We start from the raw sequence: 26,659 nt of genomic DNA on the forward strand, positions 1-26,659 counted from the left end.
ATCCGTATTGCTCGGGATTGCGACCTGTCTTCAAGCACCGATAGTGGGCAATGCGACGACTGAAGTCCTCGCTCACTACCTACCACTTCGTGCCGGTAAACGGAATTCACGAGCGTGTTCTGATTACTATCCCAATGAACGTTGGTCACCTGTCTGATATAGCACTCACGACTGGGTAGAGTAATCACGACAAGTGGAATAGTGCTCAGTTAGCCTATGGGCTACCCTTCCTTCACTTCTTTCAGTCGAGCGAGAAGCTCTTCGATCGAGTCGTCGCCGATGTACTCTACGTGACCTTCGAAGATCGTCCGTCGGTCGTCCGAATCAGTGCCAACTGATCCGATTTTCTTCTCGCGACGTTCGTGCTCCTCTCCATCGAACGTGCCCATTGACATAGAATTACCTCCGTGGTAGATATTGATTCTAAATGGATAAATGGCTATCGGACAAAATCTGCAGTTAACCCACCCAATGACCAGAAATTGGAAACCCATCAAGGATGCAGACCATCGTTTCTGTATCTCCTGATGGATCGATCCGATTTCGGAAACGACCGCCGTCGATTTTATTTTAGTACTATAGATTGCCAGATCACTGTCGAGTGGAATGCGAGTCTCACCGCTACACAAACACTATCAAACCAGAGATAGTCAACGAGTCTCATGAGTGAGGTGGAAGAAGATACTCAAAAGGAATCGGAGGGATTATCCCGACTTACCGGATTTAGCGATGGTGTTTTCGCCATCGCGATTACGTTGCTAATACTGAACATTGAACTGCCTGAACGGACTGGATCAGCGGCAGTAGGAGTATACAGGGTTATTACTGAATGGCCGGATATTTTAGCGTACGTCATCAGCTTTCTCGTGATAGGGAATTACTGGATCGGCCATCACAGTGTTTTTGAGGATATCGAGTACTATGACCGCAGACTCCTGTGGTTGAATATTATCTATCTCATGTTCATCGCGTTTATTCCCTTTTCGACTGCACTGCTCGGTGATTTTCCAGGAAGCTTTCCTGTAATTGTCTACGCCGGAACCCTTGCGCTAACGGGGATCGTCTTTGCCGGTCTTTGGCGATATGCATGGGCGAACGGCCTGCTTGATGAAACAGTTGATACTGATCAAGTACGAGAAATCACACTGTCTATTCTGATTCCCTCTGCTATTTTCACAGGGTCTGTTCTAGTGGCTCTCATAAGCGCACGGTTGGCAATGTATTCGTGGTTGTTCCTCTTTTTGGCGGATCCAATTCAAAAATGGTTAATGAAATAGCAGTTCAGCGAATCGCATGACCAGATCTGTCATCACTCCACATTTCTCAGTAATGGGTTCTATCATAGGCCCCACACCCGTACTGCTCCGGGTTGCGAACCGCTTTCGAGCGTGTGAACCGGGGAATCCGACCGCTGCAGTCCTCGTACACAAGCCACCCTCTGGGGCGGTGAATCGCTCGCAGTGCTCTGTGGTGTCGAGAGTGACCGTCTATCGGGTGAACGTCGCCACGTGATCGGCTTTACCAAACTCGTAGTACTGCCAAGCGTGAATAGGTAGGTAGCGCATGGTCGCACTGAATTGCTTCCACTCGTGTTTCTCGTCGGCCGCCCACATGAGTGAGATTGCGGTCTCGTCCGTTTCAGGGTCGCAGAAAGCAGTCTTCGAAGGCATCAAAAATGGTAGTATCGGGAGTAATACTGGACGAAACGCGTTCTATTTTTGCTGGAGTTTGATATCGCCCCGCATCGATTGCGGATGGTATTCACAGTAGTACTGAACCATCTTTTTCGAGGCGGTGAAGGTCGTACTCACGGTCTTTCCTTTCTCTTCGGCATCCTCGCTTTTGACGACCGGCTTGTCCTTTTTGTTGACAATGTAGAGTTCGTGTTCTTTGCCGTCGAGGTTCTCCCATATGAGCGTGTACTTCTGGCCGGGTTGGAGTATGAGTGTCGGGTTCTTCTTGCCTTTAATCGACTTGGGCGCACGGCCTTGCCAACCGTTTTGTTTCGCTCCAAGACGTATCTCTTTTCCTTTCCCTTTCTTCTTTGAACCGCTATCTTCCTTGCTCTCGCCGCTGCCTGGTAAGCTGCCAGTGCAGCCAGCGAAAACCGTTGATGTAACTGCACTACCGGTCAGTTTCAGTGCGGTGCGTCGGCTGGTGCGGGGTTGGTCAGCCATGGTGGGACGGAACCTACCAGCGGTGTTGTTAGATATATTTTGGCCACAATATGAAATTGTGGAATAAAATTAACGAGCCTGCTTTGCTGTGGGCCGTATTCGCGTTCGGACGAGCAGGTTCACCGGTGCCAAGGAGGATTGTCGGTTACTTGGAGGAGACACAGCAACAGTGGTTAGGAGAAATCACGTTGACAGCATGCGCCAGTTTCGAGTTCGTTCTCCTCGATGTATCGAGCCAGACAAGCATAATTACAGAACTGTCCGACAGTAGTTCGTTCTCCCCTTCGTTCTTCGGCGACAAAGACGGGATCATGCACAACGACGTCACTCCCACAGTATGTACAGGCTTCGCTCATATGCTTTGAGAACGAGATACAGAGGGAAAAAGGGAGTCTCGACGGATGTGAATCCTGATAATGAGGCGATCACGAGTCGGGGGTCGCAGAAATCGCATCGGGGTAAACCGGTGGATAGTTCGATAGTCCCTTCGTCCCGTTTGCACGCTCGGTCAGGACGGACTCCAGCGAGGTCGTGACAATCGCATTCTGTCGTTTCACTCTCGTCGTCCGAAGGAAATGCATCGAGTGGCACTCATTGGTGACTTCGATGAGTCCGGGGACATCGATGTCAACGGAACAGTCACAGACACAGTAACTGCTGAGTGTAGCTCAACTTATTGATTTGAACAGTATGTTTCAATAATATTTATTCGTTTACTCGAACTACCCACTCTCGGGGGGGGGGAGAATGAGCCAACAAAAACAGCTTTCACGACGAGCAGTACTCAAAACGGTTGGTGGAGCAAGTGCAGGTGTGTTTGGGCTGACCGCAGGAACGGGGATCAATTCAGCACAAGAATTAACCGGTTCCGTCACCCCAACTGAAGTCCGAGTTGGCGAGACGGTTACCGCAACTGTCAACAGTACTCAATCGGGTACAATCAGTGTTGCAATTATATGGGGTGACGGAACTGTAGACAGGGCATCCGGAAATAGTGCAACATTTACCCATTCTTACAGTGCACCTGGTTCGTATTCTGTAAATGGTGGTGCTACGTTTAGCAATAATACCGCTCTCGGATTCATTATTGATACAGTAACGGTCACGGACGCACCAGGCCGAAGCGGTGATGCTCCAGGCCAGAATAAGGTCGAAATCTGTCACAAAGGGAGGACGATCGAAGTACCTCCGTCAGCTGTGGATCCACATCGCGCCCATGGCGATACCTTTGGCCCATGCGAAGAAGATAGCTGATTCAGGAGCAAACGGTTCGAACTTGCGCACCACTGTCCACTATCTTTCGTATTGGACTCCTCAAATAATCCACGTCGTCCAGCGACGTTCAATGGGAAGTGAGTTTTCCTTCTCATCCTCTTCGCCCTAAATGGCGAGGCGTTCGCCTCGATATTTCCCTACGGGCCACGCTTCCAGTCCCGGCCAGAGGAGGGCACACTACAAGCCGCTTCAACACCTACCGTTGCAAATGAACCCGCTTCGTGCCGTCCAGTGGTCAGTCGTCCATTCGTCCAGACCACCTCCGGATTCCACTGATGACGCCCTCGACTAACCGGCCGACGATTGGCCTCGCGTACTGGCCCGATTCCGGGAACGCAGCCAAGCGCGAACTGCTCGACCGGCTTCGGTCGTGGGCGACGCTCGTGGTGTTCGATCCAAGTGTCGAACACCACGACCTCCACGAACTCGGACTTGACTTCTATCATATGGCAAGCTGGCATCCGAGAGCGCTCGCCGACCTCAAACGCGCACGGGACGCCGGAATACCGACGGTAAACAGCGACGAAGGAGCGCGTGCAACGGCCGACCGACTCAACTGCTATCGGACGCTTCGACACGGAAAGGTTCTGGTTCCAGAGTATCAGTACGGACGAGCGAGAGATATCACGATTTTTCCGCCCGCGATCATCAAACCCAGAAACGAGTTCGACGCCCGCGGACACGACTTTGCCGTCCACCTCGCCGGTGCATACGACTTTCCCGACGAGCAAATCGTCCAGAAGTACGTCGTTCCCCATCGAAGCTACAAACTGTTCGGCATCGGTGATGAAGTTCGCGCAGTCAAGTTGCCCCGCGACGGCTCCACCCCCGTCGAACAGCAGATGACGCCGAGCCTCGCTCGCTACGTCAAACACGTCGAGGTATTGTTCGACCTCGTCCTGTTCGAATTGGATGTTCTCGTCCACAAATCCATCTACGTCATCGATGTCAATCCCGCCGTGAACCTCGACGGTATCTCCGATGGGCCAGCCCTGTACGAAGAACTCATTCGAAGGAAAGTCGGTGGCGAGTTTCCCACCATTGGGGAGCGCCCATAATCCGGCACGAGCTACCGACTGCGACGCTTTTTGAACGCACTGTAGGCTAGAACGAGATACAACACACCGAAGCCTCGGACGGCGGCGATAAAACCGTCGTTCCACGTGACGGTATCCGGTTGCTCGTAGGTGAGGGCCGTGCTGAACCGGAGTGACTGCTTTGGAAAGAAAAGCGCAACACCGCCCGCTACGCCGAGAAGGTTCATCAACCAGGCGTAGACTCTTCCATCGATGAAACTGGCCACCGCGAATATGAGCCCTTCTGTTCGAATCGCAGGGTCGGTCGATACCCGAGGGGTACACGCGTCAGGATTCTCGATAGCAATCTGCTCGTGAATCGCCTCGGGGTCAAGCCCCGAGGCTTCCTGCTTCGATGACGCGCTTTGCAGACACTGGTTGGGGGTCCGTAGGGAGCGCAGTCTCCACAGGCGTTGATTCGGGCCATCCCAGCCCTAGTTCAGAAAAGCCGCGCTGAAGGATGTTCAACGACGCGTTCGCGTCACGGCTGCACTCAAATCCACACGTTGGGCAGGCGTGTTCTCTGACCCAGATAGGTTTCGCCGTCTCCATACCACACGACGCACACTCCTTCGTCGTTCCTGCCGCTTCCACTTGCACGACGTGCGTCCCGTACAACTCAGCCTTGTATTCGAGGAGTATGATGAACTGTCGCCACGCCGCGTCCTGCTTGGTGCGAGCGTTGTACGACTGTTCAAGCATCCCTTTCACGTCCAAGTCTTCGACGAACATAGCGTCGTATTCGCGGACGAGCCACGTTGTTATCTTGTGCTGGTAGTCCAGCACCTTCCGCCGGATGTGCCGCTTGGTCGTGGCGACCCTCCGGCGTTGTTTTTCGTAGTTGTTCGACCCTTTCTCCTTCCGCGACAACTTGCGTTGCTCATGGCGGAGTCGCTCGTACTCGTCTTCGAGGTCAAGCCAGTCTACGGTTTTGCCGTCCGAGGTGTGGATGTAGTTGAGGATACCGAGGTCAATCCCCACGCTATTGCTCGCATCCAACTCCTCTACGTCGGGTTTCTCGGGGAGGTCGGCGTCGTCGGTTTCGAGGCCGAATGAGACAAACCAGTCGCCGGTTGTCTCCTTCTTGATGGTGACCTCTTTGATGGACGCTTTTTCGGGGATTTCGCGGTGGTAGCGGATTTTGATGTCGCCGATTTTGGAGAACCAGAGGGTCGCTGTGCGGCCACTCGTGTTTTTGAGTTCGAAGCCGGATTGCGAGTAGGTCATACTCTGGAACTCGCGTGGAGACTTCCACGTGAGCATCCCGACCGTTCGCCCGTTGTCCTTCTGGGATTTGAGATTCGAGAGGTTCTGGTAGAATCGTGTGACGGTTCGTTGCAGTGCTTTCGAGTGAATCTCTTTGAACACCGGGAACTCGGTTTTCCAATCGGTGAGACGGTCGTGATGTTTGTACGCCGACCCGATGGTATCGGCGTCCACGTGGGTGTACTCGTATCGGGTGTAGTTGTATGCTTGGCGGTGAACGTCGATGTGCTGTTCCAGTTCAGCCGCTACTTGCTGTGTCGGATACGCAGGGAAGCGATGACTGTACTCTATCGCTGTCTATCGATTAGCAATGAATTCACTTAATCGTTTGTACCCCTGTCTATCGGATTCAACCCCGGGGTCAAGGCTCGGGGCATTCTCCTACACCGCTGTAAATTTCGCGAACCTGCTCGGGAAACAGTGCCAAGACGAATCCCAGCATGCCGAAAATAAGCCTGGACATGGTCGGATAGTACGGTCTAGGCGGACTTAACTGATTTCACGGATACTGGAATCCCCAGTTTCCGAGACCACCCTTCAGTCGTGAGATGTCTCGTCACGTCGTGCTGCACCGCGGAATCGAGACTCTAAAAACGAGGCAGGTTTGTCCGGTCGTTCAGTACCGACTCAACTCTACGCGTCCTCGGGGGTATCGAAGTCGTGGAAGTGTTCGCCTTTCTCCTTGCTCAGGATATCGAGCGCTGCTGCACCGCCGTCGCCGGCGGAGATGACCGCCTGCCACTCCTGGTCACGAATCATCGCACCGGTGGCGTAGGCGTTCTCGATGCTCGTCTCCATGCTCAAATCGACGGAAACGGTGTTCGAATCGGTGAAATCACAGCCCAAATGCTCCGCAAGGTCGCGATCCGCGCCGGTTGCCAACACGACGTAGTGAACGACGTGATCCCCGTCGTCGGTCACGATTCGGAAGTCATCCTTGTCCCGCTCGATATCGGTTACCGGAGCCCCCATATGCCGTTCCACCCCGTAATCGTCGGCTTGCTCACGGGCTTTTTCGAGGAACTCGCTTCCATCGATGCTTTCGATGCCGAGATAGTTGAACAGGTGTGCTTTGTGCAGCCACGTGTCGTCCGTATCGAACACGACGGTGTCCAATCCGTTCTTTGCGGTGAACAATGCAGCACTCAACCCGGCGGGGCCGCCACCGACGATTGCAACGTCTGCCATGCTATCTTCTAACACTCGGATTTCGCATAAGTGTACTCCCCAACGAAATGACTCGACGGCATCTCATTCGGGATGGACGACTTCCCGGCAACCTGGACACTCCGCGTACATCATTGTGCCGTCATCGGTATCGTATTCGATGAGCAGGCTATCCGCCGGAATCGTCGCCCGGCAGAACGGACACGTCCCCAACGGCGCGCTGTTCTCGGCCACCGTTTCTCACCGGTTCATCTACGGTTCGCACGATAATTAAGTTGGAGACGGATTCGGTCTCCACTCGCTTCGGGTTCGAAACTATTCGAGTGCGAGTGTTCGGTCGAGCAACACCCCTTCGTACCGTTCTTTCGTCTGCTCCTCATGCGCATCGTGAACGGTGCGAACCGTTTCGACCGTGTTCTCGAAGTTCTTCAGCGTCGCCTCGTCCACCATCTGTCCGTCGATGGCAACCGCACCTGTCCCGGTGTCTTTCGCTTCGACGAACGCCTCTATCTTTTTGACCGCCGTCCGAAGTTCGTCGGCGGTCGGCAGGTGGATGCGATTGGCTTGCGCCGTCTGATTGGGGTGGAGCGACCAACTGCCGTCGAGTCCGACCTGTGCTTCGCGTTCGACGTGGTCGGCATAGCCGTCGCCGTTGTAGAACGTAACGCCGGCGCGTTCGCGGAACAGGCGGTCGAACGGCCCGCCGATTGCAAGCAAGTCGTTCGCGCTCGCTTCGTTCGACAACGCCTCGTGAAGACCCGACCATGTTGGTCGCTGGCCGATTTCCCGCCCGCCGAGTTCGGCGGTGTAATCGACCGGCCCGAACACGAGTGCGGTCAGGAGCGATTCACGTCCGGAGAGGGCGATTTCACGGAGGTCAGACCGGGCACGCGCCGATTCGATGATGACTGCAAATTCGATATCGGCGTCGGCCGCACGTGCCGCGGCGGCAACCGCTGATTCGGCGGCCTGCACGTCTTCGAGACGCCCGACCTTCGGAACGACGACGCCATTGATGTGGTCGCCGACAGTCTCGGCGAGCGTCTCGATTTGGTCGATACCGCGTTCGCGGATGGCTTCGCTGTCGTACGACCACTCGACGCGCGGCCAGATTTCGCCCGGGAAATCGGGTGCGCGCTCCGGAAGCAACTCCTGAATGTTTTCGAGTGCTTCGGATTTCATCTCCGGGGCGGTGCCGTCTTCGAGGTCGGGCACCAACCAGTCGGGTGCTGAAAACCCCTCGGCGGTGATGCCCGAGCGGAGGTATTTCGCGCTGTCGTCCCGGGGGACGGCAGCGGGTGCGGTCTGGAACGTTCGGCAGAGTCTCGTCGTCATGATTATCGATTTCGTTTCTGAACGGCTGCGGTTCGGGTACCAGAGTACACCGGTTCGTCGTGCTGGTTGAACGCGTAATGCTTGAACGTGACTTTGCCCGCTTCCGGGTCACCCGTCTCCTCGGTATCGAGAACGCGAGTAAACCCATAGATCGTATCGCCGACGGTCACGAAATCGTGGAATCGTTCGTCGCCGTATCCGATTTCACGGTAGGTTCGCTCATCCGAGCGTGCGTGACCGAGTGCGACCGACCGAGTTACGTCACCGTAGGCGACGATTTCGCCAGACGGTGTGTCGGCCATGTAGTGGTCGTTGTGGTGTTGCTTCGCGGTGTTGAGCGTCAGGAGTGGCAACGTCGCCACCATCATGTCGTCCATTGTCCGCCCACGTTCGTGACGGTAGGCGACCGTCGCGTCGCGGTCTGCGGTACGTTCGAGTGCGTCACGGAAATCCTCGAAATAGGGGCCGGAAGGCGGGACGAATTCGCTCGGTAGGCCGGAACCGTCGGTTTCCGTGGCAGGTCGGGATTCCCCCGGAGTCTCGCTCCCGCCGTCGGTAGCCATCGGTTCCCGGCGAGGAATCATGTTCGTCCGGGTGTACGAAAGAAGGAGGTCACCCGTCTCGGCGTCGAATCCGCCCGTCTGCCAGGTTACGATGCCGTAGTCGGGGCGGGAACTCGATTCGCGCGTGGCTTCGACCGTCGATTCGACTCGAATTTCGATACCTGGCGTGACCGTCGGGTCGTGGAGCGACACGTCGTCGCGGCCGAGGAAGTAGCCGCCTTTCTCGCTCAAATCCTCGACGCTCGGCCCCATCACACTGGCTATCAGGTAGTCAGGGTGGACGGGAGGGTTCTCGTAGCCGACCGCTCGCGCGGCGTCAGACCGCCAGTATATCGGGTCGTGGTTGAGCGTTTGGCTCATCCATAGCTCGTTGGCGTGCTGGGAAAGCACGAGTCCCGGCGCGTGTTCGATAGTTTGTCCCTCGCTGAAGTCCTCGAAGCAGTTCCCCTTCTCCTGGGTCTCCGCTCGCTCCAGCGCGTTCGCAAACGTCTGTTGGTTCGTCCAATCAGTCATCTTCTGTCACCGTTGGGTATCTGGTTTCAATATCGTCCATCCGTCGTCACCGTCGTCCGTGCGTCACGGCGCGCAAGCGCACGCCGCATCTCGTTTTCCATCACCATGTATCCCTCATCGAAGCCCATGCCCGGTTTGGCGAGCGTCTGGGCGGCGTCGGTGGCGAGTGCGACGTGCGCACACGCTCTCGCGGACGTGACCGTTTCGTTGCACGTCCCACCGAGATACGCGCGGGTGTCGGTGCCGTCGCAATACAGCACCGCCTCAGCGCTCCGCCCGATGCCACCGAGGTCGGGCGTCTTGATCTGCACCACATCCGCGGCAGCGGCGTCTACGAATGCCTGAACGTCCGCGAAGGTGTTGCACCACTCGTCGGCCACGATGTCCACGCCGACACCCGCGTCGGCGAGTCCGTCGCGGAGTTCGGCCATGGCGTAAATCTGTTCCCCTCTGCCTCCCTCGTCCATCGGCCCTTCGACTTGTAGCGGGAACGGGGCCGCGGCGTCCCGAAGGTCGGCGAAGTAGTCCGTGATTTCGTCGCGGTCGTACGGACACTCAAAGACCTCGCCGAGGACGCCATACACGTCCACATGGAATCGCGGTTCGTAGCCGTCAGAACCGAGTTCGACCGCGCGATGTGAGAGCCAGTCCAGATAGGTAATCAATCGCTCGCCCTCCGAACCGACCTTTTCGACGCTGTTGAACAAGCCGTGCGGGAGGACTGGCACGCCCTTCAACAGCATTTTCTCGGCGTTGTGGCGGCGGTCGTCGCCCGACTGCCCGAAGACGGGAACCGGGTCGGTTGCGGGAACGGTTCCGTATGCGTCGGCAAGCACGTCCGTCTTGGTATCGCGGCGAGCAATCGCCGCGGCGTCGAGCAGCGCTTGCGAGACGCCGTATCGAATCGCGGTGTGAAGTCGTTCTCCGTCGGTCGTGAGACTGTCAAGGATTTCCGCATTCTCGCGGAACTCGCGCGCGGAGCGACCGACCAGTGCATCGGCGACGGTTCCCTCGACTACCGGCGCGAACTCCGCCGCTCGAAAAAGTGGGTCGCGACCACCCGCACCCGAGTACTGAACCGCGGCACAGTCGCCACGGGCGACCGTGCCATCGTCCAATTCGAGGATGACGCTGACCGATTCTCCGGCTTGCCGAATGCGGTCGAATCCGGGCGTCACCGGGTCACCTCGGTACGTGAAGCCGTCCTGTTTTGCGCCCGCTTTGATAGCGCGCTGGTCGTCGAAGAAGAACCCGGAGACGGTGGGCATCGCACGAACCGATGCGATGGTTGTCACGCTCGGTCACCTCCGCGCTGGTCGCCGCCGCGACGGCCGATGAGTCGGCCGTCGCTGATGGCGTCCACGTCGTCCGCGACCATCTGGAATGAGCGGTCTCGGTTCTCAGCGCGCGCCCGTTGGTCGAGGCGGTTGGTGTGAATCGTCTTGAGCTCCGAATCGAGGGCGAGGTCGCCGAATTCGAGGATTCGAACCCGACCATCGTCGTCACGAGCCGGTAACACCGCACTCTTCGCGCTCTCACTCGGGGCGAACGGCACGTCCATCTTGCCCGTTTCGAACGCTTCGACGATGCCTCGTGCAACGTCCTCGTCGCCAAGCACGAGAACTGTGTCCATTAGCGACCGCACGGAGGCTTCGATGAACTCCCGTTCCTCCTCGACGCCGTCCAGATTGATGTCCTGCCCGCGCACCATCTCGATTATCTGTCCAGTGGTTCGCAATCCTGCCGCGTTGGCCTCTTTCGTGGGGACGCCGCCGAACTCCTGCGGCGATTTGGTGATGACCTTGTCCGGTTTCGCGATTGCGGCGGTGGCCGCACCGAGCGCGATAACGCCGTTGGCGCGGGCTTCGTCGGGTGGGAACCCGCCCATCCATTCGTGGAAGACGGTGGTGACGGTCACCGTGTCAGGGAGGTACTCCTCGCCGAGTTCGCGGAGAGCTTGCAAGGCCGCGATGTCCTGCACGAGGTTGCCGACCTGCCCGTAGCCGAGCGTGATGCTTCGAACACCCTGCGTGGCGGCGAGCAATCCTTCGACCACGCCGATGGCGATGGCGATGCACGGCGGGACGAGCGTGCCGGTCAACGGCCCGAACGGTTCGCGGTTGATGACGACGCCGCGTTCCGTGTAGGCACCGGCGAGGCGGTCAACGTATTGCCAGTGTTCAATGGTCTGTTCGAGGTCGCGTTCTTTCGTGTACGGGATGTTGTACGAGATGGGGCCGCCCTCGAAGCTCTGAAAGCCGCCAGCGAAAGTGACGGCCGCGAGGAGGCGAGCGTCGGGAGTGCCGTGACGCACCTCGATGGGAGCGTCAACCCCTTCGATAAGCTTGCGACAGCCTTCGACACCGTGGTTGACGGCAGGAAATCCGTTGAGCGTGTCGTTGCCGCTCTCGCGGGCGTCTTCGAGGCCCTTCTGGGCTTTTTCGTACTCGTTGTCCCGCGTGTAGGAGTCTATGGTCGTCGGGAGCAAATCCGCTCGCCCTGCATCTTCGAGATGCCGAAGGAGGGCAATCTGGTCGTCCAGTCGCGGGACGCCAGCACGGGGTTGGAGAAGCGGTCGGTCGGCGCTCTGGAGCACGCGCGCGAACCGCTTGCTGTCCGGCAGCGAGTCGTGGTAGGCGACCGCTTCCTCGAAGTCTAGGGCTTCGACCGTCCAGTCTTCCCGTATTCGGTCGTCGATTCGTGTGAGGGTCTCTGTGGGGAGTCGTGTATCACGTAACATGAGGAAAACAGGAGACTCAGGATATGAGCCTCGTTCGTTCGGCTTCGGATTCCGCGATGTTCATATCCGCTTTGAGGGCGGCAATCGCTTCCATAGGTTTCGTTTCGGAGTCGAAGACGCGGTCGAATCCCATCGCCCGGAAGCGATCTTTCGTCTGCTCGAAGTCGTCCTGCCCGACCGAGAGGTTGCCGCCGATGTAGGTGATGAGGTCGAGTCCGGCGGCCTCGATAGCCTCGTGAAAGCCACGACAGTCCTGTTCGGCGTGGCCGTAGAGCGAGGAGACGAGTACTGCATCACCCTCGTGTGCTTTCGCTGCGCTGATGAAGTCCCGCTGGCTGGACTGGACGCCGATGTTGACGACATCGAAGCCAGCCGTCGAAAGCGCCTGGTCGAGTATCGTGATGCCGACGGCGTGTGCGTCGGACCCGATCACACCGAGGATTATTGTGGCAGACATCGCATCGGTATCTACAATGGACAGAACTTAAAGATAATGTTCTTTCATGATTAATGCCCTTAAGGCCATTTAGGGAGCTAGTGTGTGCCTAATTCACAAATCACATTATTAATTGGGAAGATTTTTGTTTCGAGTTGTCGACGGATGGAGCGATGCCAGCGCTCGATGACCTGCGCGTTCTCGATCTCACACAGGTGCTCGCGGGACCGTACTGCACGATGTTGCTCGCGGATTTGGGGGCCGACGTGGTGAAAATCGAACGTCCCGGCGGTGACCTCATCAGACCGAATCCACCGTTCGTCGGGGACGACGATGCCTACGGCGGGTACTTCCAGAGCATCAACCGGGGCAAGCGAAGTCTCGAACTCAACCTGTCCGACGAGGATGACCGCGCGGATTTCCTCCGATTGGCCGACGATGCCGACGTCGTCGTCGAAAACTTCCGCGCCGGGACGATGGAGAAGTTCGGCCTCGAATACGAAACCCTCCGCGAGCGGAATCCAGAACTGGTGTATGCCTCCATCCGCGGTTTCGGCGACCCGCGCACGGGCGAAACGGGTCGCCAAGGCCAGCCCTCGTTCGACCTCATCGCCCAAGCCCTCGGCGGCGTGATGCAGATTACCGGCGACGAAGACGGCCCGCCGACGAAAGTCGGCCCGGGCATCGGCGACGTGTTCACGGCCACGCTGAATGCCATCGGTATCCTCGCCGCGCTCCACCACCGCGACCGAACTGGCGAGGGGCAGTACGTCGATACCGCAATGTACGATTCGATGATTTCGCTGTGCGAGCGCACGGTCTATCAGTATTCGTACACCGGCGAGGTGCCGAACCGCCGCGGAAACTCCCATCCGACGTTATTTCCCTACAACGCGTTCGAAACCAGTGACGGCTACGTCGTCATCGCCGCGTTCGGCGACAATCACTGGACTGCACTCTGCGAGGAGATGGAGCGTCCCGACCTCGCTGCCGACTACCCCACCACGGCCGACCGACTGCGAAACCGCGAGTTGCTCCGTGAGGAACTCGGCGCATGGACGGCCGACCGAACCGCCGATGACGTCTGTGCGGTGCTCGAAGGGTCTGTTCCCTGTGCACCGGTGCAAGACGTAGCGGACGTATTCGAAGACGACCACGTTGAGGCCCGCAACATGCTCGTGGGCGTCGAACAACCGGGGGCAGACGAACACGTGACCATCGCGGGGTCACCCATCAAGATGAGCGAAACACCACCGGAACCCGGCACTCGCGCGCCGCTACTGGACGAACACCGCGAGGAACTGCTCGGCGAACCGTCCGAAGCCGACAGCTGATACAGTGTCCGCCGCTTACTGTTGCGTTTCGGAAAGCAACGACACATCCCGAACCATGAGAACCGTCCAATAAATGCTACCGTCGAACCCCACGAGATACGTCCCGTTCAAATCCTGTTCCCTGTACTGACCGAACGGCGTCGGATGGTCGTGTTCCCGAAATCGACGTGCGAGCGAGATGAATTCGGCTGGTGGGGTTTTCTCCGGAGCGACACGGTAGGTGGACTTTTCGATGGCTGTATCAACGATTTCACGCTGGGCCTCCGATAGTTCCGAGAGTTCAAACGCGAACTCTTCCCGTATCCTTTGGCCGTACTCCCCGGTAGCGGCGACTCGCTCGGCGGTGTACCGATGGGAGTTTATCGTCGTCTCGGACGCATCATCGACGGCCCACTTCGCTTTCGAACCGTCCTCCCACGTAATAACCGAATAGTCAGATTCGGGAACGAGCGCCGATTGCTTCCGTTCGGCATCCGTGTAGACGAATCCAGTTCCGATGCCGATGGTCTCGCCGCTCGCGAGTCCCTTTTCGGCGAATGCCTGTCGGTCAACCGCTGGCAGGTCGGCAAATCGTATCGTTTCGGAGTCGTCTACCGACCCCTCGACGATGTCGACTCTCACGGAATAGCGCGTTGCTGGCGTCCGGTCGGTAATGGTCTGGGACAGTTCGTAAACCGCGTCGTCGTAGCAGAGATATTGAATCGATGGAAGCGGTGGGTGGGTCGCTTCGACGGTCGTCCCACCGTCGAGAATCCGGTCGAAAAGTCGGACGTTCTCGTCACTCGAATCGATCGTGTAGAGCAGTTTTGCGGGCAGTTCGGCGTCGGTCACGGCGGTCATCGAAAACCGAGCAGCCGAGGCTTTTCCCACCGAGAGTTTCAACGAACCGGATGAATTGAGCGTGGAACAGCCAGCCATCGCCGCGGTGAGTATGCTGGTTCCGGACGCGAGGAGGGTACGGCGGCGCATATTCGAGGTTACTGATAACTGTTGTATAAGCCTTGTCGTGATGCTGGCCCGAGAAAGTTCCTATTCAGCGACGTCAATCGGCCGAGCGGGGCTTCAACGCAGTCAGTGGGCCGTCCTCAGCGAGGCTGTTAAGCCGAGCAGGGCGGGGTAGTTCACGCCCGATGATGCGGACACGGTCTCCCCGGAAACGGAACGACACACTGACACGGGTCGTCGGAGTTACCATCGATACGTCCGCAAACGGGCTGTCCGAGCGAGTTCAGGGGAGGGTTTCTGTAATCCATGTCCCATTTGTACCGTTAGGGGCGATATATTAATTTTCGAATATTATTGAGATATGTATGACGAACGTCTAACTGTAGTCGGCAGGGATACACATTTCGGAGGGAATCTCATCACCGATAATATATTCTCTACTCAAAACCCCCGATTTGGAATCGTTGGGTTCCAGTATCGTCCGTTTTGTGCCGATCCTGATATAGTGGCATATCGTCAGCAGCGACTTCAATTGTATTCTGGTCGCTGTACGTGTCCGCATCACGTCCACCGCAACGCCCACTACTAACTACAGTAAATTCATTGGAGAGTTGCTGGAATGCCTTGGTCAGGTTCTGCATCATTCCCGCATTCTCGCCCGTGAGGCTCAGATGGCGAGCCGTGTTTGTCGTCTCATTGTACATCCAGACACTAGAGCCGTTTGAGACCATGACGTCGCCTGCCATCGGTCCATCCGTGTATTCGTAACGAACGTGATTTGGTGGGCGCTGCCAGACGTCCGCTGTCATTGTCTGGGTGCTGTTGGGTTGTTCCATCTCTATCGTCACGGTTCCGGTGACACTGTTGATGGTCGTGTTGTTTCCGAGAGCGCGTTGTTCAATTGTCGATTCCGATGGCGTCGAAGTGTGCTGAGCAAGCGCCGTGTTCCCAACGTTTGCATAGCCGCTTATCGAGACGGCGACAACGAGGGTGAGGAGGCCGAGTGCCAGCAGGGATTTTCGTGCAACCATACAGTTCAAAAAATTCATTTATATCTAATGAAGTATCTTATCCAAAAATGAAAATTGAGAATAGATACCACGGGTGCAGTACATTGTGACCACTGCAACCACCTCGTGGAAACGTATTCAAATCATCATCATCATAGTGATAACATTAGTGCCAGTACTCACAGAGTCGCGCGGAATGAGTGCCGAGTCTATGCCTCCCCTCTAGGAGAAAAATATTGATAAAATAATATGGAGAGGTAGTCAGAGTGTCTGAATCATTCCCCATTCTCTGGTATTCTTCATCCATGTAGAAGCCAAACCAGATTTTTTGTATCATATTCAAGTAATACTCCTCAAAATTCGGAAAGAATATGAGCAACTTGTGAGTAGGTGAATACCAACAATGGTTGTGAGTAGATCGCTACAAACAAAACTGAGTTCCCCAAGGATATGTGATTACAATGTCACTACCTGAGAAACTCGGTAATGGAATCGTCGAGAACAGTCGTCTCCTCATTGTAGTCCTGCTGGTCTTTTCTCTGATTCTCGGATCGGGAGCATCGATGGTTGGACAATCGTCTTCACTCGATTCGTTTCAAAGTGATAGTAGCTCGGCAGCAAAAGCTCAGAGTTACATTAATGAGAACTTCTCGACAGGGTCAAACAATACAACTAGTGCTCAAATAATCGTCCGTAATAACGATACACTCTCAAAGAAATCGCTAAAAAACCAGATCAAATTACAGCAAGCATTGAGGAATAATAGCACGATAAATGAAACACTTATCGATGATTCTCCAACTGTCGGGATAGCAAATGTCGTTGCAACAACAATTTCTCAATTAGACAAAGCGAAGAACCTCAAATCCCGCGCCGAAGATCTTCAACAACGAAAGGAAAATCTCTCCGAATGGGGGACGCAACTTCAAACCCGCTCGGAACAACTCAACGAAAGTAAAAAACAACTCAAACAACGCGGTGACCGACTCAAAGAACAAGGTGAGGAACTGCAAACCCGTGGGAAGGAACTTCAGCAACGTTCCGACCAACTTAACCGGAGCAAACAGGAGCTTCAACAGCGCGCCGAGAATCTCAAAGAGGCAGGAAAGGAATTACAGCAGCGTGGGCAACAACTCCAGCAACGTTCCAACGAACTCAACCGGAGCAAAGCACAGCTCCAAGCGGACGGCCAGGAGTTAAAACAACAAGCCCAACAGTTGAACGAGAGCGAGGCACAACTTCACAACCGGAGTCAAGAATTAACGCAGCGTGCTCAGGAGCTCAATCAAAGCCAGGCAGAACTCGAGCAACGCCAGGCAAGCTTAGAATCGCGTGCCCAAGAACTTAATCAGACCCGACAGGAGCTCGCGGCCCGCAATGAAAGTTTGCAGGAACGGCGAGCCACCATCGAGGAGGCACACCAGAATGGCTCGATCAACGATACCGAGTATGAACAACGTCTCGATGCGCTTCGCGAGGAGCAGGCCGAATTGGAAGCTGACCAAGCCGAGCTTGCAAACGAATCGGCTGCACTCCAGCAAGACCGCCAAGAGCTCGAATCGGATGCCCAACAGCTCGAACAGCAGGCGGCTGAACTCAAGTCGGATCAAGCTGAACTCGAACAACAGTTCGAACAACTCCAAGAAAAAGCAAAACGGCTTCAGGCAGAACGTGCCGAACTCGAAGAGCGGTCGGCTGAACTACAGCAAGAAGGAACGGAATTACAGCAAGCTTTCAGTGAGCTCCAGCAGGACAAATTGGAACTGAAGCAAAGACAGGCCGAGCTCGAAGAGGATTCACAGCAACTCAAAGAGCGCGGGGAACAACTCAAGAAGGATTCACAGCAACTCGAAAAAGAATCTCAAGAGCTGAAAGCGGCACAAAAGGAACTGGAGAACGATTCCGAGCAGCTCAAGGAAGAAGGCCAACAGCTCCAAGAGCAGTTCAAGGAATTCAAAGACGCCCAAGAAGCGCTCAAAAAGGACGGACAAGGGCTCAAGAACGACCAGCAAGAGCTCCAAAACAGGTCTAATTACACACTTTCCGAACAGCTGGCGATTCTCAACTCACACAACCAATCGGAAATCGACAACGCAACCACGACAATTCTCGCAGAGAACGCCAGTCAAAGCGGTTCAAGTGTCGGTGGTAGTGGCGCGTTCGCATTCATGCCAACCAGCTACGAAGCTGGGAGTACAGATGCGAACGCGACGATGATCGTCGTCTCTCAACAGACGAAAGGTGAAACGAGTAGTAGTCAGACATCGAGCGAGCGAATCATGAATTCGCAGCTCGCCATGCAGACGATTGCACACGAACAGTTCGACACAAAGCAGTCGAGTGTCCTCGTCTTCGGGAGTGGTATTATCTCGGACGAGACCCAGCGATCGATGAGTGATAGTATCCTTATCGTTGGTCCCCTGGCGATCATCTTCGTTCTCGGCGTCTTGGTATTTGCCTATCGGGATCTTCTCGACATCGTCTTGGGACTTTTCGGTATCGGTCTCGTTCTCGTGTGGACGTTCGGCTTTATGGGCTGGGCGAATATTAACTTCAATCAGATCTTCATCGCGGTTCCAGTGTTACTCATTGGGCTCTCGATCGACTACGCCATTCACGTCTTCATGCGCCACCGCGAAGAGCGTGGTCGAATTGAGGGTGTCAACCGATCGATGAAGGTCACATTGTCGAGTCTCGGGATAGCGTTGATTCTCGTGACTGTTACTGCGGTGATCGGATTCCTCTCCAATCTCGTCAGTGATGTGCCTCCGATTCGTCAGTTCGGTATCGTGAGTTCGGTCGGGATTTCGGCCGCACTGATCATCTTCGGAGTGCTGATTCCCGCTCTCAAAACCGAACTCGATGCGTCCTTGGAAGCTCGTGGCTGGAACAGAGAGAAACGGGCGTTCGGAACCGGTGGGGGGCGGCTAGGCACGATGCTCGCTGGCGGTGCAACGGCAGCTCGAAAAGCACCACGTATTGTGCTCGCCATTGCCGTGATTCTCACTGTCCTCGGCGGTGCTGGTGCGTCGCAGGTAGACACGAGTTTCTCACAGGAAGATTTCCTGGCGAGCAATCCCTCGGGGATTCTGACCGAATTGCCTGAGCCATTCGCTCCCGGTGAGTATACGGTGAAATCCTCGTTGGATTACGTGAACAACAATTTCCTGCGTCAGGATTCCAACGCAGAGATACTGATACGTGGTGATATAACCCAACCAACCACACTCGAAACGATCAACGAAGCTGAAACCGAAGCGGCGAAAAAAGATTCGACGGTCGTTCTCTCCAGTGGAGAGCCCGATATCAACAGTCCGCTTTCCGTTATGCAGTCGGTTGCGAGCGAGAACGATTCGTTCAGCACTACTTTCCAAAATTCAGACACGAATGGAGATGGTGTTCCGGATCGCAATCTGAAGGCGGTCTACGATAAACTGTATACGGTCGCCCCTGACCAAGCAAAAGGTGTCATCTACCGCACCGACGACGGACAATATAAGGCAATCCACATGACGGTCTCGATCAAGGGGAGTGCAAGCGGTGGTGCAGTTAGCAACCAAATGAGAGCGGTCGCCGACACGGTCGAACAAGAAAGCACTCTCAACGCCGTCGCAACGGGGCAGCCGATCATCTTCAAAATCGTTCAAGACCAACTGCTCAACTCCGTAATCGAAAGTCTCCTTATTACCCTCGGAGCGACGTTCATCTTCCTGATGATCACATATTACTTCCTGCATGGAAGTGCGACGCTCGGGTTCGTCACCATGCTTCCAGTGGCGTTCAGCGTCTCATGGATTCTCGGGACGATGTATGTCCTCGGAATCTCGTTCAACGTGATTACCGGACTGATCACCAGCCTGACCGTCGGTTTGGGAATCGCCTACAGTATCCACCTCAGCGAGCGATACATCCACGAACTCGACGAGCAAGCGTCGGTGTGGGTTGCGATGCGAAAGAGTGTTACTGGTACTGGAGGGGCACTCCTCGGCAGTGCTGCGACTACCGTGGGCGGATTTGGTGTCCTCGTGTTTGCCATCTTACCTCCGCTCCAGCAGTTCGGGATCATTACGGGTCTCACAATCATCTACTCGTTCCTTGCGAGTGTCTTCGTGCTTCCCAGCCTTCTCGCCCTGTGGACTCGGTACTTGGGTCCAGGTGGAGTGATGACGGCTGAATCGGCAAGCAAATCTACGATGGACGATATGGGAACAACAGATGACTGAATCGACGGAAGCCGACGCGATAGCTGCACTACAGCGGCTTGGGCTCTCCAAGTACGAGGCCCAGGTCTTTTGCGCCCTGCAGCCGATCGAAAAAGCGGCTGCGAGTGAGATCAGCAAAAACAGCGATGTGCCACGGTCACAAGTATATGGAGCCGCCGAAGGGTTGGAAGAACTGGGACTGGTAGACGTTCAGCAATCCAATCCACAACAGTTCCGTGCAGTGGGACTCGACGAAGCGCGGGCTCACCTGCAGGCTAAGATCGAACGTGAGCAAGATCGCGCCTTCGAGGCACTTGATTCCCTGCAACAACAGCCGATCGACGAAACCGAGACCCAAGAAGACATTTGGACGATCAGAGGGCAGGAAACGATCAACGATCGAGTCTCCCAACTCATTAGCAACGCAAATAGGCGGATTATCTTCGGCGCCCGCGATCCGGAGATGTTGGACGAAAATGTAATTGACGCACTATTGGAGGCAAAAGCCAACGGAATCAATGTTTTCATCACGAGTGGAAACCCGTCCGTTTGTGATCTCTTTGAAGATCGAGGTCTCGAAGCGTGTCAATTCCCAATGAAGCCAGATGACAATGACCGGAGTGGTCGAGTTCTCGCGATCGATTCTGATGTCATTCTTATGAGTGTTCTTGTTCCGATCCACAATGAGAATCAGAATGAAGTTGCCTTCTGGAGCGACGGAACTGGGTTTGCCAGTATCCTGACCGGGCTTTTGGAAACCTGGTTTTCCAAATTCATCGACGCGTAGATTTATCCATAAGCCGAAGGCGAGAATCGTTGTGGTGACGATTATTCCAATTCTGCTCCGCTCAATCTCTTCGTGAAACCCAGAACTGTCGGTGGGTAGTTGGCCGTTCAATGCCGAGCGTATCCACCATCCAGCGAGCGGTCTCGATTGAAGACTCCACCCACTAATCTCTCGAAAAACGTCATGTCGGCTCTTTCCCTTGACATCCCCCCGCGCTCAAGCGCGAGGATTCCCCCGAGTTGGGATATTAGGGTTCGCGGTTACCAACCTGTTCTCGCGGGGCGAACCGACCCTCGCTACAATCGAACAAGCGCACCGCTGGCTGTGCCAACCAGCCGTTATCCCTATCGCCGCCATCCGTGGCGAGATTCGGGAGTACCTTTTGGCGAATGTTCTCCGCACCATTACTATCGGCGTTCGCAACCAGCCCACATTTACATACGTACAAGCCTCGCTGAACACGCTGGCGGTCGTCTGAGCGCCCGCACGCTGAACACGTTTTCGACGTATTGCGTTCAGACTTCGTGACGACCGCAATACCGCGTTCTTCGGCCTTGTAGTCGAGCATCGACGTGAAGCGGTCGAACGCCCATCCATGCAAGTCGAGATTGCCGTGTTTGCCCCAATTTCGAGAGTCGCCGTTCTCGTCGTCGCGGATACCACTGAGGTCACCGACAACGATAGTTCCAACACCCCTTTTGGAACACTCGGATACGATGTCTTTCGAGAGTGTGTGCAAGAAGTGTGTCCGGCGGTCGGTGCGCTTTGTGTCGAGGCGGCGGGCTTCGCGTGATGCCGAATCGTCCGTCTCGGCGCGCTTTTTGGCGAAGTAGTATTCGTCTTCTTTGAGCGCACCACCGGGGTACAACACTGATTCGTCGCCGTACGAGACGGTGGCAAGGTTGCAGATACCAAGGTCGATGCCTGCCACGCCATCACCGGGCGATTCGGCTTCGTCAATCGAGACGCGACAGACGATGTGCAACCGCCAGATGCCGTGTTCGTATACTGCTCGGATCTGCTGAACGTTCTCGATAGTTCTGTCGGACGGGCCGATGCAGTCGTACTCGCACAGAACGAAGTCCGACCACTCCTCTTTGAGGTTCTTGCCTTTCGAGAGACGAACTCGGTTGTTGTGTGTGTCGTGCTTGAAACCAGCCGCTTTGAACGTGATCGTTGACCGTGGGTGGTTGTCGTTATGTTTGCGGTAGCCGGGCGGATTCGCGTTCGTGTCCCCGTTTCGGCGCTTGCCGTACCAGCTGGTGAACGCCTCACCGAGTTCTTGGAGAACTCGTTGACTCGACTGAGAGTGGAGGTCGGCGTAGCGTTCGTGATTCTTGAGGTACGTCATAAGCGCGTTAGCACCGGGGATGTGGCCGCACGCATCCCAGACACGTTGGGCCGTCCATCGGCCAACGTTCCAGAGCTTGCTGGCGGCGAATCCGAGCGAATCGAGGTCGTTTTGCACCTGCGAGTAGTTGCAGATACGGGCGCGGTAGGTTCGCGTAACGACCTGTTTCGCCATACGTAACCTATGTCACCACAAATACTTATACCTGCGTAGTGCGGAGTGAAAGTGGAACAATCCGTGGAATATCCGGCCCTGCTATCGGCGGCGGTTGCTGGGTACTGTGTTGGATTCATCCCCGCCCTGAAGGGCGAGGCTTTCTCCTCGAATCTTCCGTAAGTTATCCCGCTTCGTCGCCGTCGAGCATCATGTTGTGCCGTACTGAAGACTACATTCTCATTCTTCAAATTGCAATATCTGCCAGACTCGTGTGAGTTATTAGCATCCGGATACCACACACGAGTGGATATCATGACCAGTGGTCGATTTATTCGGGGTACTCCCCGAACCAAACACACTTTCTGATTCGGACGTACAGTTCCTCGACACCACACTCCGTGACGGTGAACAAGCGCCGGGTATCTCACTTACGCCTACCGAAAAAGCTGAGATCGCACAAAAGCTCGATGTTACCGGTGTCAATGTCATCGAGGCCGGTAGCGCTTGCACGGGAGCCAACGAAAGAGAAACGATTTCGAGGGTGGCAGACCTCGGTCTCGACGCGAGGGTAACGAGCTTCGCCCGCGGGATCAAGAACGATATCGATCTCGCACTCGACTGCGGGGTCGACGGCATAAATCTCGTGGTTCCGGCGAGTGATCGCCACATCGAGGGGAAGGTCGGAACGACACGCAACGAAGTGATCGAAACGACAGTTGCGCTCACTGAATACGCCAAAGATCACGGTCTCTGGCTGGAAGTGCTCGGTGAGGATGGTTCGCGCGCTGACCTTGATTTCCTCGAACGATTAATGGGCGCTGCCATCGATGCCGGTGCTGACCGCATCTGCTACTGCGATACGGTCGGACACGCGACCCCGGAACACACAGCGGCCGCCGTCTCCCGACTCGCTCCGCTCGGTTCAACGAGTACCCATACGCACGACGATCTCGGGTTAGCCCTGGCAAATGCACTCGTGAGCATCGAGGCCGGAGCGGATCTCGTCCATGCAACCGTCAACGGAGTTGGCGAGCGCGCTGGAAACGTCGCACTAGAGGAAGTCGCCGTCGCACTCGATCATGGGTACGACGTCGAGACGGTCGAGACCGAGCGACTATACGACCTCGCACAGACAGTCGCGACGGCGACCGACGTTCCGCTCGCCCCGAACAAAGCCGTCGTCGGTGAGAACGCCTTCGCACACGAGTCGGGCATCCACACTGACGGGACGCTCAAAGATGAGGCGATGTATGAGCCGTATCCTCCGAATGCTGTCGGTCGTGAGCGTCGACTCGTGCTCGGAAAACACGCCGGCAGAGCGGGTGTCCGTTCGGCACTCGAAGAACATGACGTGAAGGTGACTGATGAAGAACTAAACACGGTTGTGGAGCGAGTGAAGACGATCGGCGAACGAGGACGACGCATCACCGATACCGATCTTCTTGCAATCGCCGACGAGGTACAAGGACGTAACCGTGACCGACCTATCGAATTGTTGGATCTAACCGCCACTAGCGGTGGTGCGACACCAACAGCGAGTATTCGATTGGCCGTCAATGGCGAGGAATACGTTGCCAGTGGCGTCGGAAGTGGTCCCGTCGACGCTGCCGTTACCGCCACCCGAAAAGCGCTCGACATCGATGCAACGCTCGAATCGTACCACGTCGATGCGATTACCGGAGGGACGAACGCACTCGTCACCGTTGAAGTCGAGGTGTCAAACAACGACCATTCGGTGTCGGTGAACGCGAGCGATTCGGATATCACTCGTGCTAGCGTCACAGCCATACTTGACGCCTTCAACCAACTCCTTACTACCGATCGGAGAGCCGCCACAGTTACCGAGTAACGATTGCCAAAACCCTCCGTTTCGGACGAAACCCAGTATTTTTGCCAAGTGTGAGTCAAACGGTGGTTCGGAGAATGTCTGATTGGTGAGATTCTTCTCCGCATCGACACAGCTTGGGGCGAAACATCTACGAACCACCTGATCGCACTGATCGATACGGTTCTCACCCCAGCGATCAGGCGACACATCTCGAGGCCGCACTCGTCTACGCCGCCAGCGTTTCAGTCATTGAATTGTCAAAGTGTAGTATTCGCATTGTAAGGCGACTTCGGACTATGCTGCACCGATCTGTCCGACGCGACGATTCAAATCGTACGAAACAAAACGAAATCAGGCGAACTGTCGCGCTTATTTAGCACTGTCTCAATCGAGATCGGGAAAATCCAATGATACAAACGGCGAATCGGTTCAAGTGACGAAATCCGCTTCGCCGAGGGCACCGACCCGCCCGATTTCACTTCCGATTATTAAATTAGGCGGAAGTAAATGGCGTACAGCCGAATTCCCCGAATTTTGAGGATAGAAGGATGGTACCGAGAGAATCCAAATTCATAAATGACATATTGCTATATGAAATTGAGTGATGGGAAGATGAGACTACACAGGTTATAGGAACCTCAGAATGCACGATTTTGGGCAATCCACTCCTTTGCAAGCGTCTCAAACTAAACCATAGACGTCGCTTCTAGTCAAGCTACTAACTATTGGACGAATTAACGATGATTCGAACCAGAGCTGCCGCTGCTCACCCAACCTTCATTGCCTTGAAACAGGATCCCTAGCTAATTCCAGTCCGCTTTAGCAGCGTGAGAACAGTGTTTGCTGTCACAATCGGTGATCGGTTGTACTCTCCAGTCACTTCGAACTGCACCAGCAGGTCAACAGCACGCCAAATCGAAGACAGCAAGCACGCGAATGCGAAGTAGAAGAATCGAAGGACGAAATTCTTCGACGTCGTGGAGGCCATGAACCGTTTGACGCTCTTATACCCACTCTCGATCTCCCAGCGATACCCATACTCTCGCAACAACTCAGGCTCTCCATTCGTCATAAACACCGAATACTGACGATAATCCGTACCCCCGGAGTTGTCCCTGCGTCGGTAGATCAGCGTTGTTTCGTGCCTTTCATCGTCGTTCAACAGAAGGTTCCGATCGGTCACGTACCGATCCTGATCCCACTGCATCAACCGCTTCGCTTGGGCTTGCTCACTTGTCTGCATTCGTTTTGGCACAACGTATCGGAGCCCGCGCTGGTCAATCTCCTCCAGATATGCTGACTATCGAACTCCCGATCCATCAAGACATTATCGACGAGAACATGCTCTTGGGCCGAATCTAAGAGATCTCGTACAATCTCTAACCGTGAATCACCCTTTCGAACCGGTCGAGCGTCCAAAACAATCGGTACTGCATTGCCGACGAGCTGGATCGTTGCCCATTGGTAGGCATACTCACCATCTTTCGTTCCGATAATCTCGTCCTCATGTCCTGTACGGTCGCCGGTAAACGGATCATCTTCGGTTGTATCGATCGCGACGATTCCAGCCCGATGGAAGGCATCAGTCTCCGCAATACGATCGAACAACCGGCCAATTGCCTCAGGATACATCTTACGAATTCCGCCGATAGAGAGGTCACGAAGGTGTGTTCGGTGAGTGTGTCCGAGCGGCGTTCGGTCTCGTCGGGAGTCGAGTGTGAAACTCCGTGCGCCTTCATTGGCTGCCAAATTCTCGCGCAGCCCGAGATACGTCTGCAAGTCCCAGAACGCATTTGCGTGAATTTCACAGTGTGAGTCACGGCCGAGCGAGAATGCAGGATAGACGACTCGTACAAGGTGGTCTGTGAGTTTGTCAGCACTATCGAGTAGCGTTTGTTTACCGAAATCGTTCTCGTCATCTACGACATGATAACTAGAGGATCGGGGTGGTGTACGTGGAGTTTCGACGTTTCTTCGATCCGCCTGTCTGAGAATCGTTCGTGCGCTCTCGGTGATCGTCTCTCTCAAATCGGTCGGGAAGCGGTAGTGCCACGTTCGCCACAGCGTCGACTGATTGGGAAGAGTCTCGAATCCGAGTTGGTGCTGGGTTGAAGGCTGTTGTGCGAGGTACTCGAGAAGTGCTGTCTCGTGTTCCCATCCATGGACTTCCTTGAGCAGAAACACGCGGAAGAGTAGACGCATTCCGAATTTTGTTGACCCACTATATCGGTCGTGAGTATCGAAATTGACGTATTGCAGTGGCAATTCGCAGATGAAATTGTCGACTGAATCGTAAGCGTCGTGCGAGAAATACGCTGTTGCGACAGTTCGAATGTCCTCTTCAAGTGCTCCGAGAGAGCCGCGGTCGTACCACTGTGTTGTATCGTAGGTAGGCCACTTGTAGTACGATTTTGCTGCGATAGTCCTGAAAACAGTACGCCGAGAGAGGAATGTGGATGCCACCAGCCGCCAGCCAAACACTACAAAAGCAAAAATGC

22 protein-coding genes and 1 pseudogene are annotated in these 26,659 nt (G+C 55.4%); 7 read left to right on the forward strand and 16 right to left on the reverse strand.

Going from position 1 to position 26,659, the window contains the following annotated elements:
* Window positions 1-221 precede the first annotated feature (221 nt).
* Window positions 222-395, reverse strand: coding sequence for a DUF5786 family protein (locus ACN2TU_RS14875; RefSeq protein ID WP_435156440.1), 174 nt, complete (start codon window positions 393-395; stop codon window positions 222-224).
* 267 nt (window positions 396-662) lie between these two features.
* Between ACN2TU_RS14875 and ACN2TU_RS14880 the strand changes: the two genes are divergently transcribed.
* Window positions 663-1,277 carry a TMEM175 family protein gene (locus tag ACN2TU_RS14880; protein ID WP_435156441.1) on the forward strand — a complete coding sequence of 205 codons (615 nt, stop codon included), beginning with the start codon at window positions 663-665 and terminating at the stop codon, window positions 1,275-1,277.
* Between the two features lie 435 nt (window positions 1,278-1,712).
* Here the strand turns inward: ACN2TU_RS14880 and ACN2TU_RS14885 are convergent, their stop codons facing one another.
* The gene (locus ACN2TU_RS14885; RefSeq protein WP_435156443.1) at window positions 1,713-2,177 is read right to left on the reverse strand and encodes a cupredoxin domain-containing protein; all 465 of its coding nucleotides are present in this window, start codon (window positions 2,175-2,177) and stop codon (window positions 1,713-1,715) included.
* Window positions 2,178-2,602: 425 nt separating this feature from the next.
* On the reverse strand, window positions 2,603-2,734 hold the full coding sequence (locus ACN2TU_RS14890; protein ID WP_435156445.1) for a hypothetical protein: 132 nt from the start codon (window positions 2,732-2,734) through the stop codon (window positions 2,603-2,605).
* 190 nt (window positions 2,735-2,924) lie between these two features.
* On the opposite strand from ACN2TU_RS14890, the gene ACN2TU_RS14895 reads away from it, so the two are divergent.
* Window positions 2,925-3,431: a hypothetical protein gene (locus ACN2TU_RS14895; RefSeq protein ID WP_435156447.1), complete on the forward strand. Its 507-nt coding sequence runs from the start codon at window positions 2,925-2,927 to the stop codon at window positions 3,429-3,431.
* 296 nt (window positions 3,432-3,727) lie between these two features.
* Window positions 3,728-4,510, forward strand: a complete 783-nt coding sequence (locus ACN2TU_RS14900) for an ATP-grasp domain-containing protein (RefSeq protein WP_435156449.1) — start codon at window positions 3,728-3,730, stop codon at window positions 4,508-4,510.
* Between the two features lie 11 nt (window positions 4,511-4,521).
* Here the strand turns inward: ACN2TU_RS14900 and ACN2TU_RS14905 are convergent, their stop codons facing one another.
* From ACN2TU_RS14905 to glmS, 9 genes are all read right to left on the reverse strand, one after another.
* A complete protein-coding gene (locus ACN2TU_RS14905) occupies window positions 4,522-4,716 on the reverse strand; it encodes a hypothetical protein (protein WP_435156451.1) in 195 nt (64 codons plus the stop codon).
* A gap of 142 nt (window positions 4,717-4,858) precedes the next feature.
* Window positions 4,859-6,085 (reverse strand): RNA-guided endonuclease InsQ/TnpB family protein, encoded by a 1,227-nt coding sequence (locus tag ACN2TU_RS14910; protein WP_435157040.1) that lies wholly within the window; start codon window positions 6,083-6,085, stop codon window positions 4,859-4,861.
* A gap of 342 nt (window positions 6,086-6,427) precedes the next feature.
* Window positions 6,428-6,982 (reverse strand): NAD(P)/FAD-dependent oxidoreductase, encoded by a 555-nt coding sequence (locus tag ACN2TU_RS14915; protein WP_435156453.1) that lies wholly within the window; start codon window positions 6,980-6,982, stop codon window positions 6,428-6,430.
* Window positions 6,983-7,045: 63 nt separating this feature from the next.
* A complete protein-coding gene (locus tag ACN2TU_RS14920) occupies window positions 7,046-7,195 on the reverse strand; it encodes a DUF7837 family putative zinc-binding protein (RefSeq protein WP_435156455.1) in 150 nt (49 codons plus the stop codon).
* An 81-nt stretch (window positions 7,196-7,276) separates the two neighbouring features.
* The gene (citE, locus tag ACN2TU_RS14925) at window positions 7,277-8,296 is read right to left on the reverse strand and encodes an L-malyl-CoA/beta-methylmalyl-CoA lyase (protein WP_435156457.1); all 1,020 of its coding nucleotides are present in this window, start codon (window positions 8,294-8,296) and stop codon (window positions 7,277-7,279) included.
* Window positions 8,297-8,298: 2 nt separating this feature from the next.
* Window positions 8,299-9,372: a 2-methylfumaryl-CoA hydratase gene (gene mch / locus ACN2TU_RS14930; protein WP_435156458.1), complete on the reverse strand. Its 1,074-nt coding sequence runs from the start codon at window positions 9,370-9,372 to the stop codon at window positions 8,299-8,301.
* A 26-nt stretch (window positions 9,373-9,398) separates the two neighbouring features.
* Window positions 9,399-10,658, reverse strand: coding sequence for a methylaspartate ammonia-lyase (locus ACN2TU_RS14935; RefSeq protein WP_435157041.1), 1,260 nt, complete (start codon window positions 10,656-10,658; stop codon window positions 9,399-9,401).
* Between the two features lie 5 nt (window positions 10,659-10,663).
* On the reverse strand, window positions 10,664-12,112 hold the full coding sequence (locus ACN2TU_RS14940) for a methylaspartate mutase subunit E (RefSeq protein ID WP_435156460.1): 1,449 nt from the start codon (window positions 12,110-12,112) through the stop codon (window positions 10,664-10,666).
* A gap of 16 nt (window positions 12,113-12,128) precedes the next feature.
* Entirely contained in the window at window positions 12,129-12,569 is a 441-nt protein-coding gene (gene glmS, locus ACN2TU_RS14945) for a methylaspartate mutase subunit S (protein WP_435156461.1), read from the reverse strand.
* Between the two features lie 152 nt (window positions 12,570-12,721).
* Between glmS and mct the strand changes: the two genes are divergently transcribed.
* Window positions 12,722-13,882: a succinyl-CoA:mesaconate CoA-transferase gene (gene mct, locus ACN2TU_RS14950; RefSeq protein ID WP_435156463.1), complete on the forward strand. Its 1,161-nt coding sequence runs from the start codon at window positions 12,722-12,724 to the stop codon at window positions 13,880-13,882.
* Between the two features lie 15 nt (window positions 13,883-13,897).
* On the opposite strand, the gene ACN2TU_RS14955 is transcribed toward mct, so the two are convergent.
* Window positions 13,898-14,851: a hypothetical protein gene (locus ACN2TU_RS14955; RefSeq protein ID WP_435156464.1), complete on the reverse strand. Its 954-nt coding sequence runs from the start codon at window positions 14,849-14,851 to the stop codon at window positions 13,898-13,900.
* Window positions 14,852-15,264: 413 nt separating this feature from the next.
* A complete protein-coding gene (locus tag ACN2TU_RS14960; protein ID WP_435156465.1) occupies window positions 15,265-15,858 on the reverse strand; it encodes a LolA family protein in 594 nt (197 codons plus the stop codon).
* A gap of 440 nt (window positions 15,859-16,298) precedes the next feature.
* On the opposite strand from ACN2TU_RS14960, the gene ACN2TU_RS14965 reads away from it, so the two are divergent.
* Both ACN2TU_RS14965 and ACN2TU_RS14970 read left to right on the forward strand, forming a co-directional pair.
* Window positions 16,299-20,060 carry an MMPL family transporter gene (locus tag ACN2TU_RS14965; RefSeq protein WP_435156467.1) on the forward strand — a complete coding sequence of 1,254 codons (3,762 nt, stop codon included), beginning with the start codon at window positions 16,299-16,301 and terminating at the stop codon, window positions 20,058-20,060.
* Window positions 20,053-20,826, forward strand: a complete 774-nt coding sequence (locus ACN2TU_RS14970; protein ID WP_435156468.1) for a TrmB family transcriptional regulator — start codon at window positions 20,053-20,055, stop codon at window positions 20,824-20,826. Before ACN2TU_RS14965 ends, ACN2TU_RS14970 begins: the two co-directional genes overlap by 8 nt.
* A gap of 247 nt (window positions 20,827-21,073) precedes the next feature.
* On the opposite strand, the gene ACN2TU_RS14975 is transcribed toward ACN2TU_RS14970, so the two are convergent.
* Entirely contained in the window at window positions 21,074-22,351 is a 1,278-nt protein-coding gene (locus ACN2TU_RS14975) for an RNA-guided endonuclease InsQ/TnpB family protein (RefSeq protein WP_435156469.1), read from the reverse strand.
* Between the two features lie 301 nt (window positions 22,352-22,652).
* Here ACN2TU_RS14975 and ACN2TU_RS14980 point away from each other — a divergent pair, with 301 nt between their 5' ends.
* Window positions 22,653-24,182, forward strand: coding sequence for a 2-isopropylmalate synthase (locus ACN2TU_RS14980; RefSeq protein ID WP_435156471.1), 1,530 nt, complete (start codon window positions 22,653-22,655; stop codon window positions 24,180-24,182).
* A 778-nt stretch (window positions 24,183-24,960) separates the two neighbouring features.
* On the opposite strand, the pseudogene ACN2TU_RS14985 reads toward ACN2TU_RS14980, so the two are convergent.
* A pseudogene (locus ACN2TU_RS14985) lies at window positions 24,961-26,624 on the reverse strand (transposase).
* Window positions 26,625-26,659 lie beyond the last annotated feature (35 nt).

Source organism: Haladaptatus marinus, assembly GCF_051194195.1.

Coding starts and splice junctions, on each gene's coding strand:
- ACN2TU_RS14875 (WP_435156440.1), bottom strand. CDS start 395: ATGTCAATGGGCACGTTCGATGGAGAGGAGCACGAACGTCGCGAGAAG.
- ACN2TU_RS14880 (WP_435156441.1), top strand. CDS start 663: ATGAGTGAGGTGGAAGAAGATACTCAAAAGGAATCGGAGGGATTATCC.
- ACN2TU_RS14885 (WP_435156443.1), bottom strand. CDS start 2,177: ATGGCTGACCAACCCCGCACCAGCCGACGCACCGCACTGAAACTGACC.
- ACN2TU_RS14895 (WP_435156447.1), top strand. CDS start 2,925: ATGAGCCAACAAAAACAGCTTTCACGACGAGCAGTACTCAAAACGGTT.
- ACN2TU_RS14900 (WP_435156449.1), top strand. CDS start 3,728: ATGACGCCCTCGACTAACCGGCCGACGATTGGCCTCGCGTACTGGCCC.
- ACN2TU_RS14905 (WP_435156451.1), bottom strand. CDS start 4,716: ATGAACCTTCTCGGCGTAGCGGGCGGTGTTGCGCTTTTCTTTCCAAAG.
- ACN2TU_RS14915 (WP_435156453.1), bottom strand. CDS start 6,982: ATGGCAGACGTTGCAATCGTCGGTGGCGGCCCCGCCGGGTTGAGTGCT.
- citE (WP_435156457.1), bottom strand. CDS start 8,296: ATGACGACGAGACTCTGCCGAACGTTCCAGACCGCACCCGCTGCCGTC.
- mch (WP_435156458.1), bottom strand. CDS start 9,372: ATGACTGATTGGACGAACCAACAGACGTTTGCGAACGCGCTGGAGCGA.
- ACN2TU_RS14940 (WP_435156460.1), bottom strand. CDS start 12,112: ATGTTACGTGATACACGACTCCCCACAGAGACCCTCACACGAATCGAC.
- glmS (WP_435156461.1), bottom strand. CDS start 12,569: ATGTCTGCCACAATAATCCTCGGTGTGATCGGGTCCGACGCACACGCC.
- mct (WP_435156463.1), top strand. CDS start 12,722: ATGCCAGCGCTCGATGACCTGCGCGTTCTCGATCTCACACAGGTGCTC.
- ACN2TU_RS14955 (WP_435156464.1), bottom strand. CDS start 14,851: ATGCGCCGCCGTACCCTCCTCGCGTCCGGAACCAGCATACTCACCGCG.
- ACN2TU_RS14960 (WP_435156465.1), bottom strand. CDS start 15,858: ATGGTTGCACGAAAATCCCTGCTGGCACTCGGCCTCCTCACCCTCGTT.
- ACN2TU_RS14965 (WP_435156467.1), top strand. CDS start 16,299: ATGTCACTACCTGAGAAACTCGGTAATGGAATCGTCGAGAACAGTCGT.
- ACN2TU_RS14970 (WP_435156468.1), top strand. CDS start 20,053: ATGACTGAATCGACGGAAGCCGACGCGATAGCTGCACTACAGCGGCTT.
- ACN2TU_RS14975 (WP_435156469.1), bottom strand. CDS start 22,351: ATGGCGAAACAGGTCGTTACGCGAACCTACCGCGCCCGTATCTGCAAC.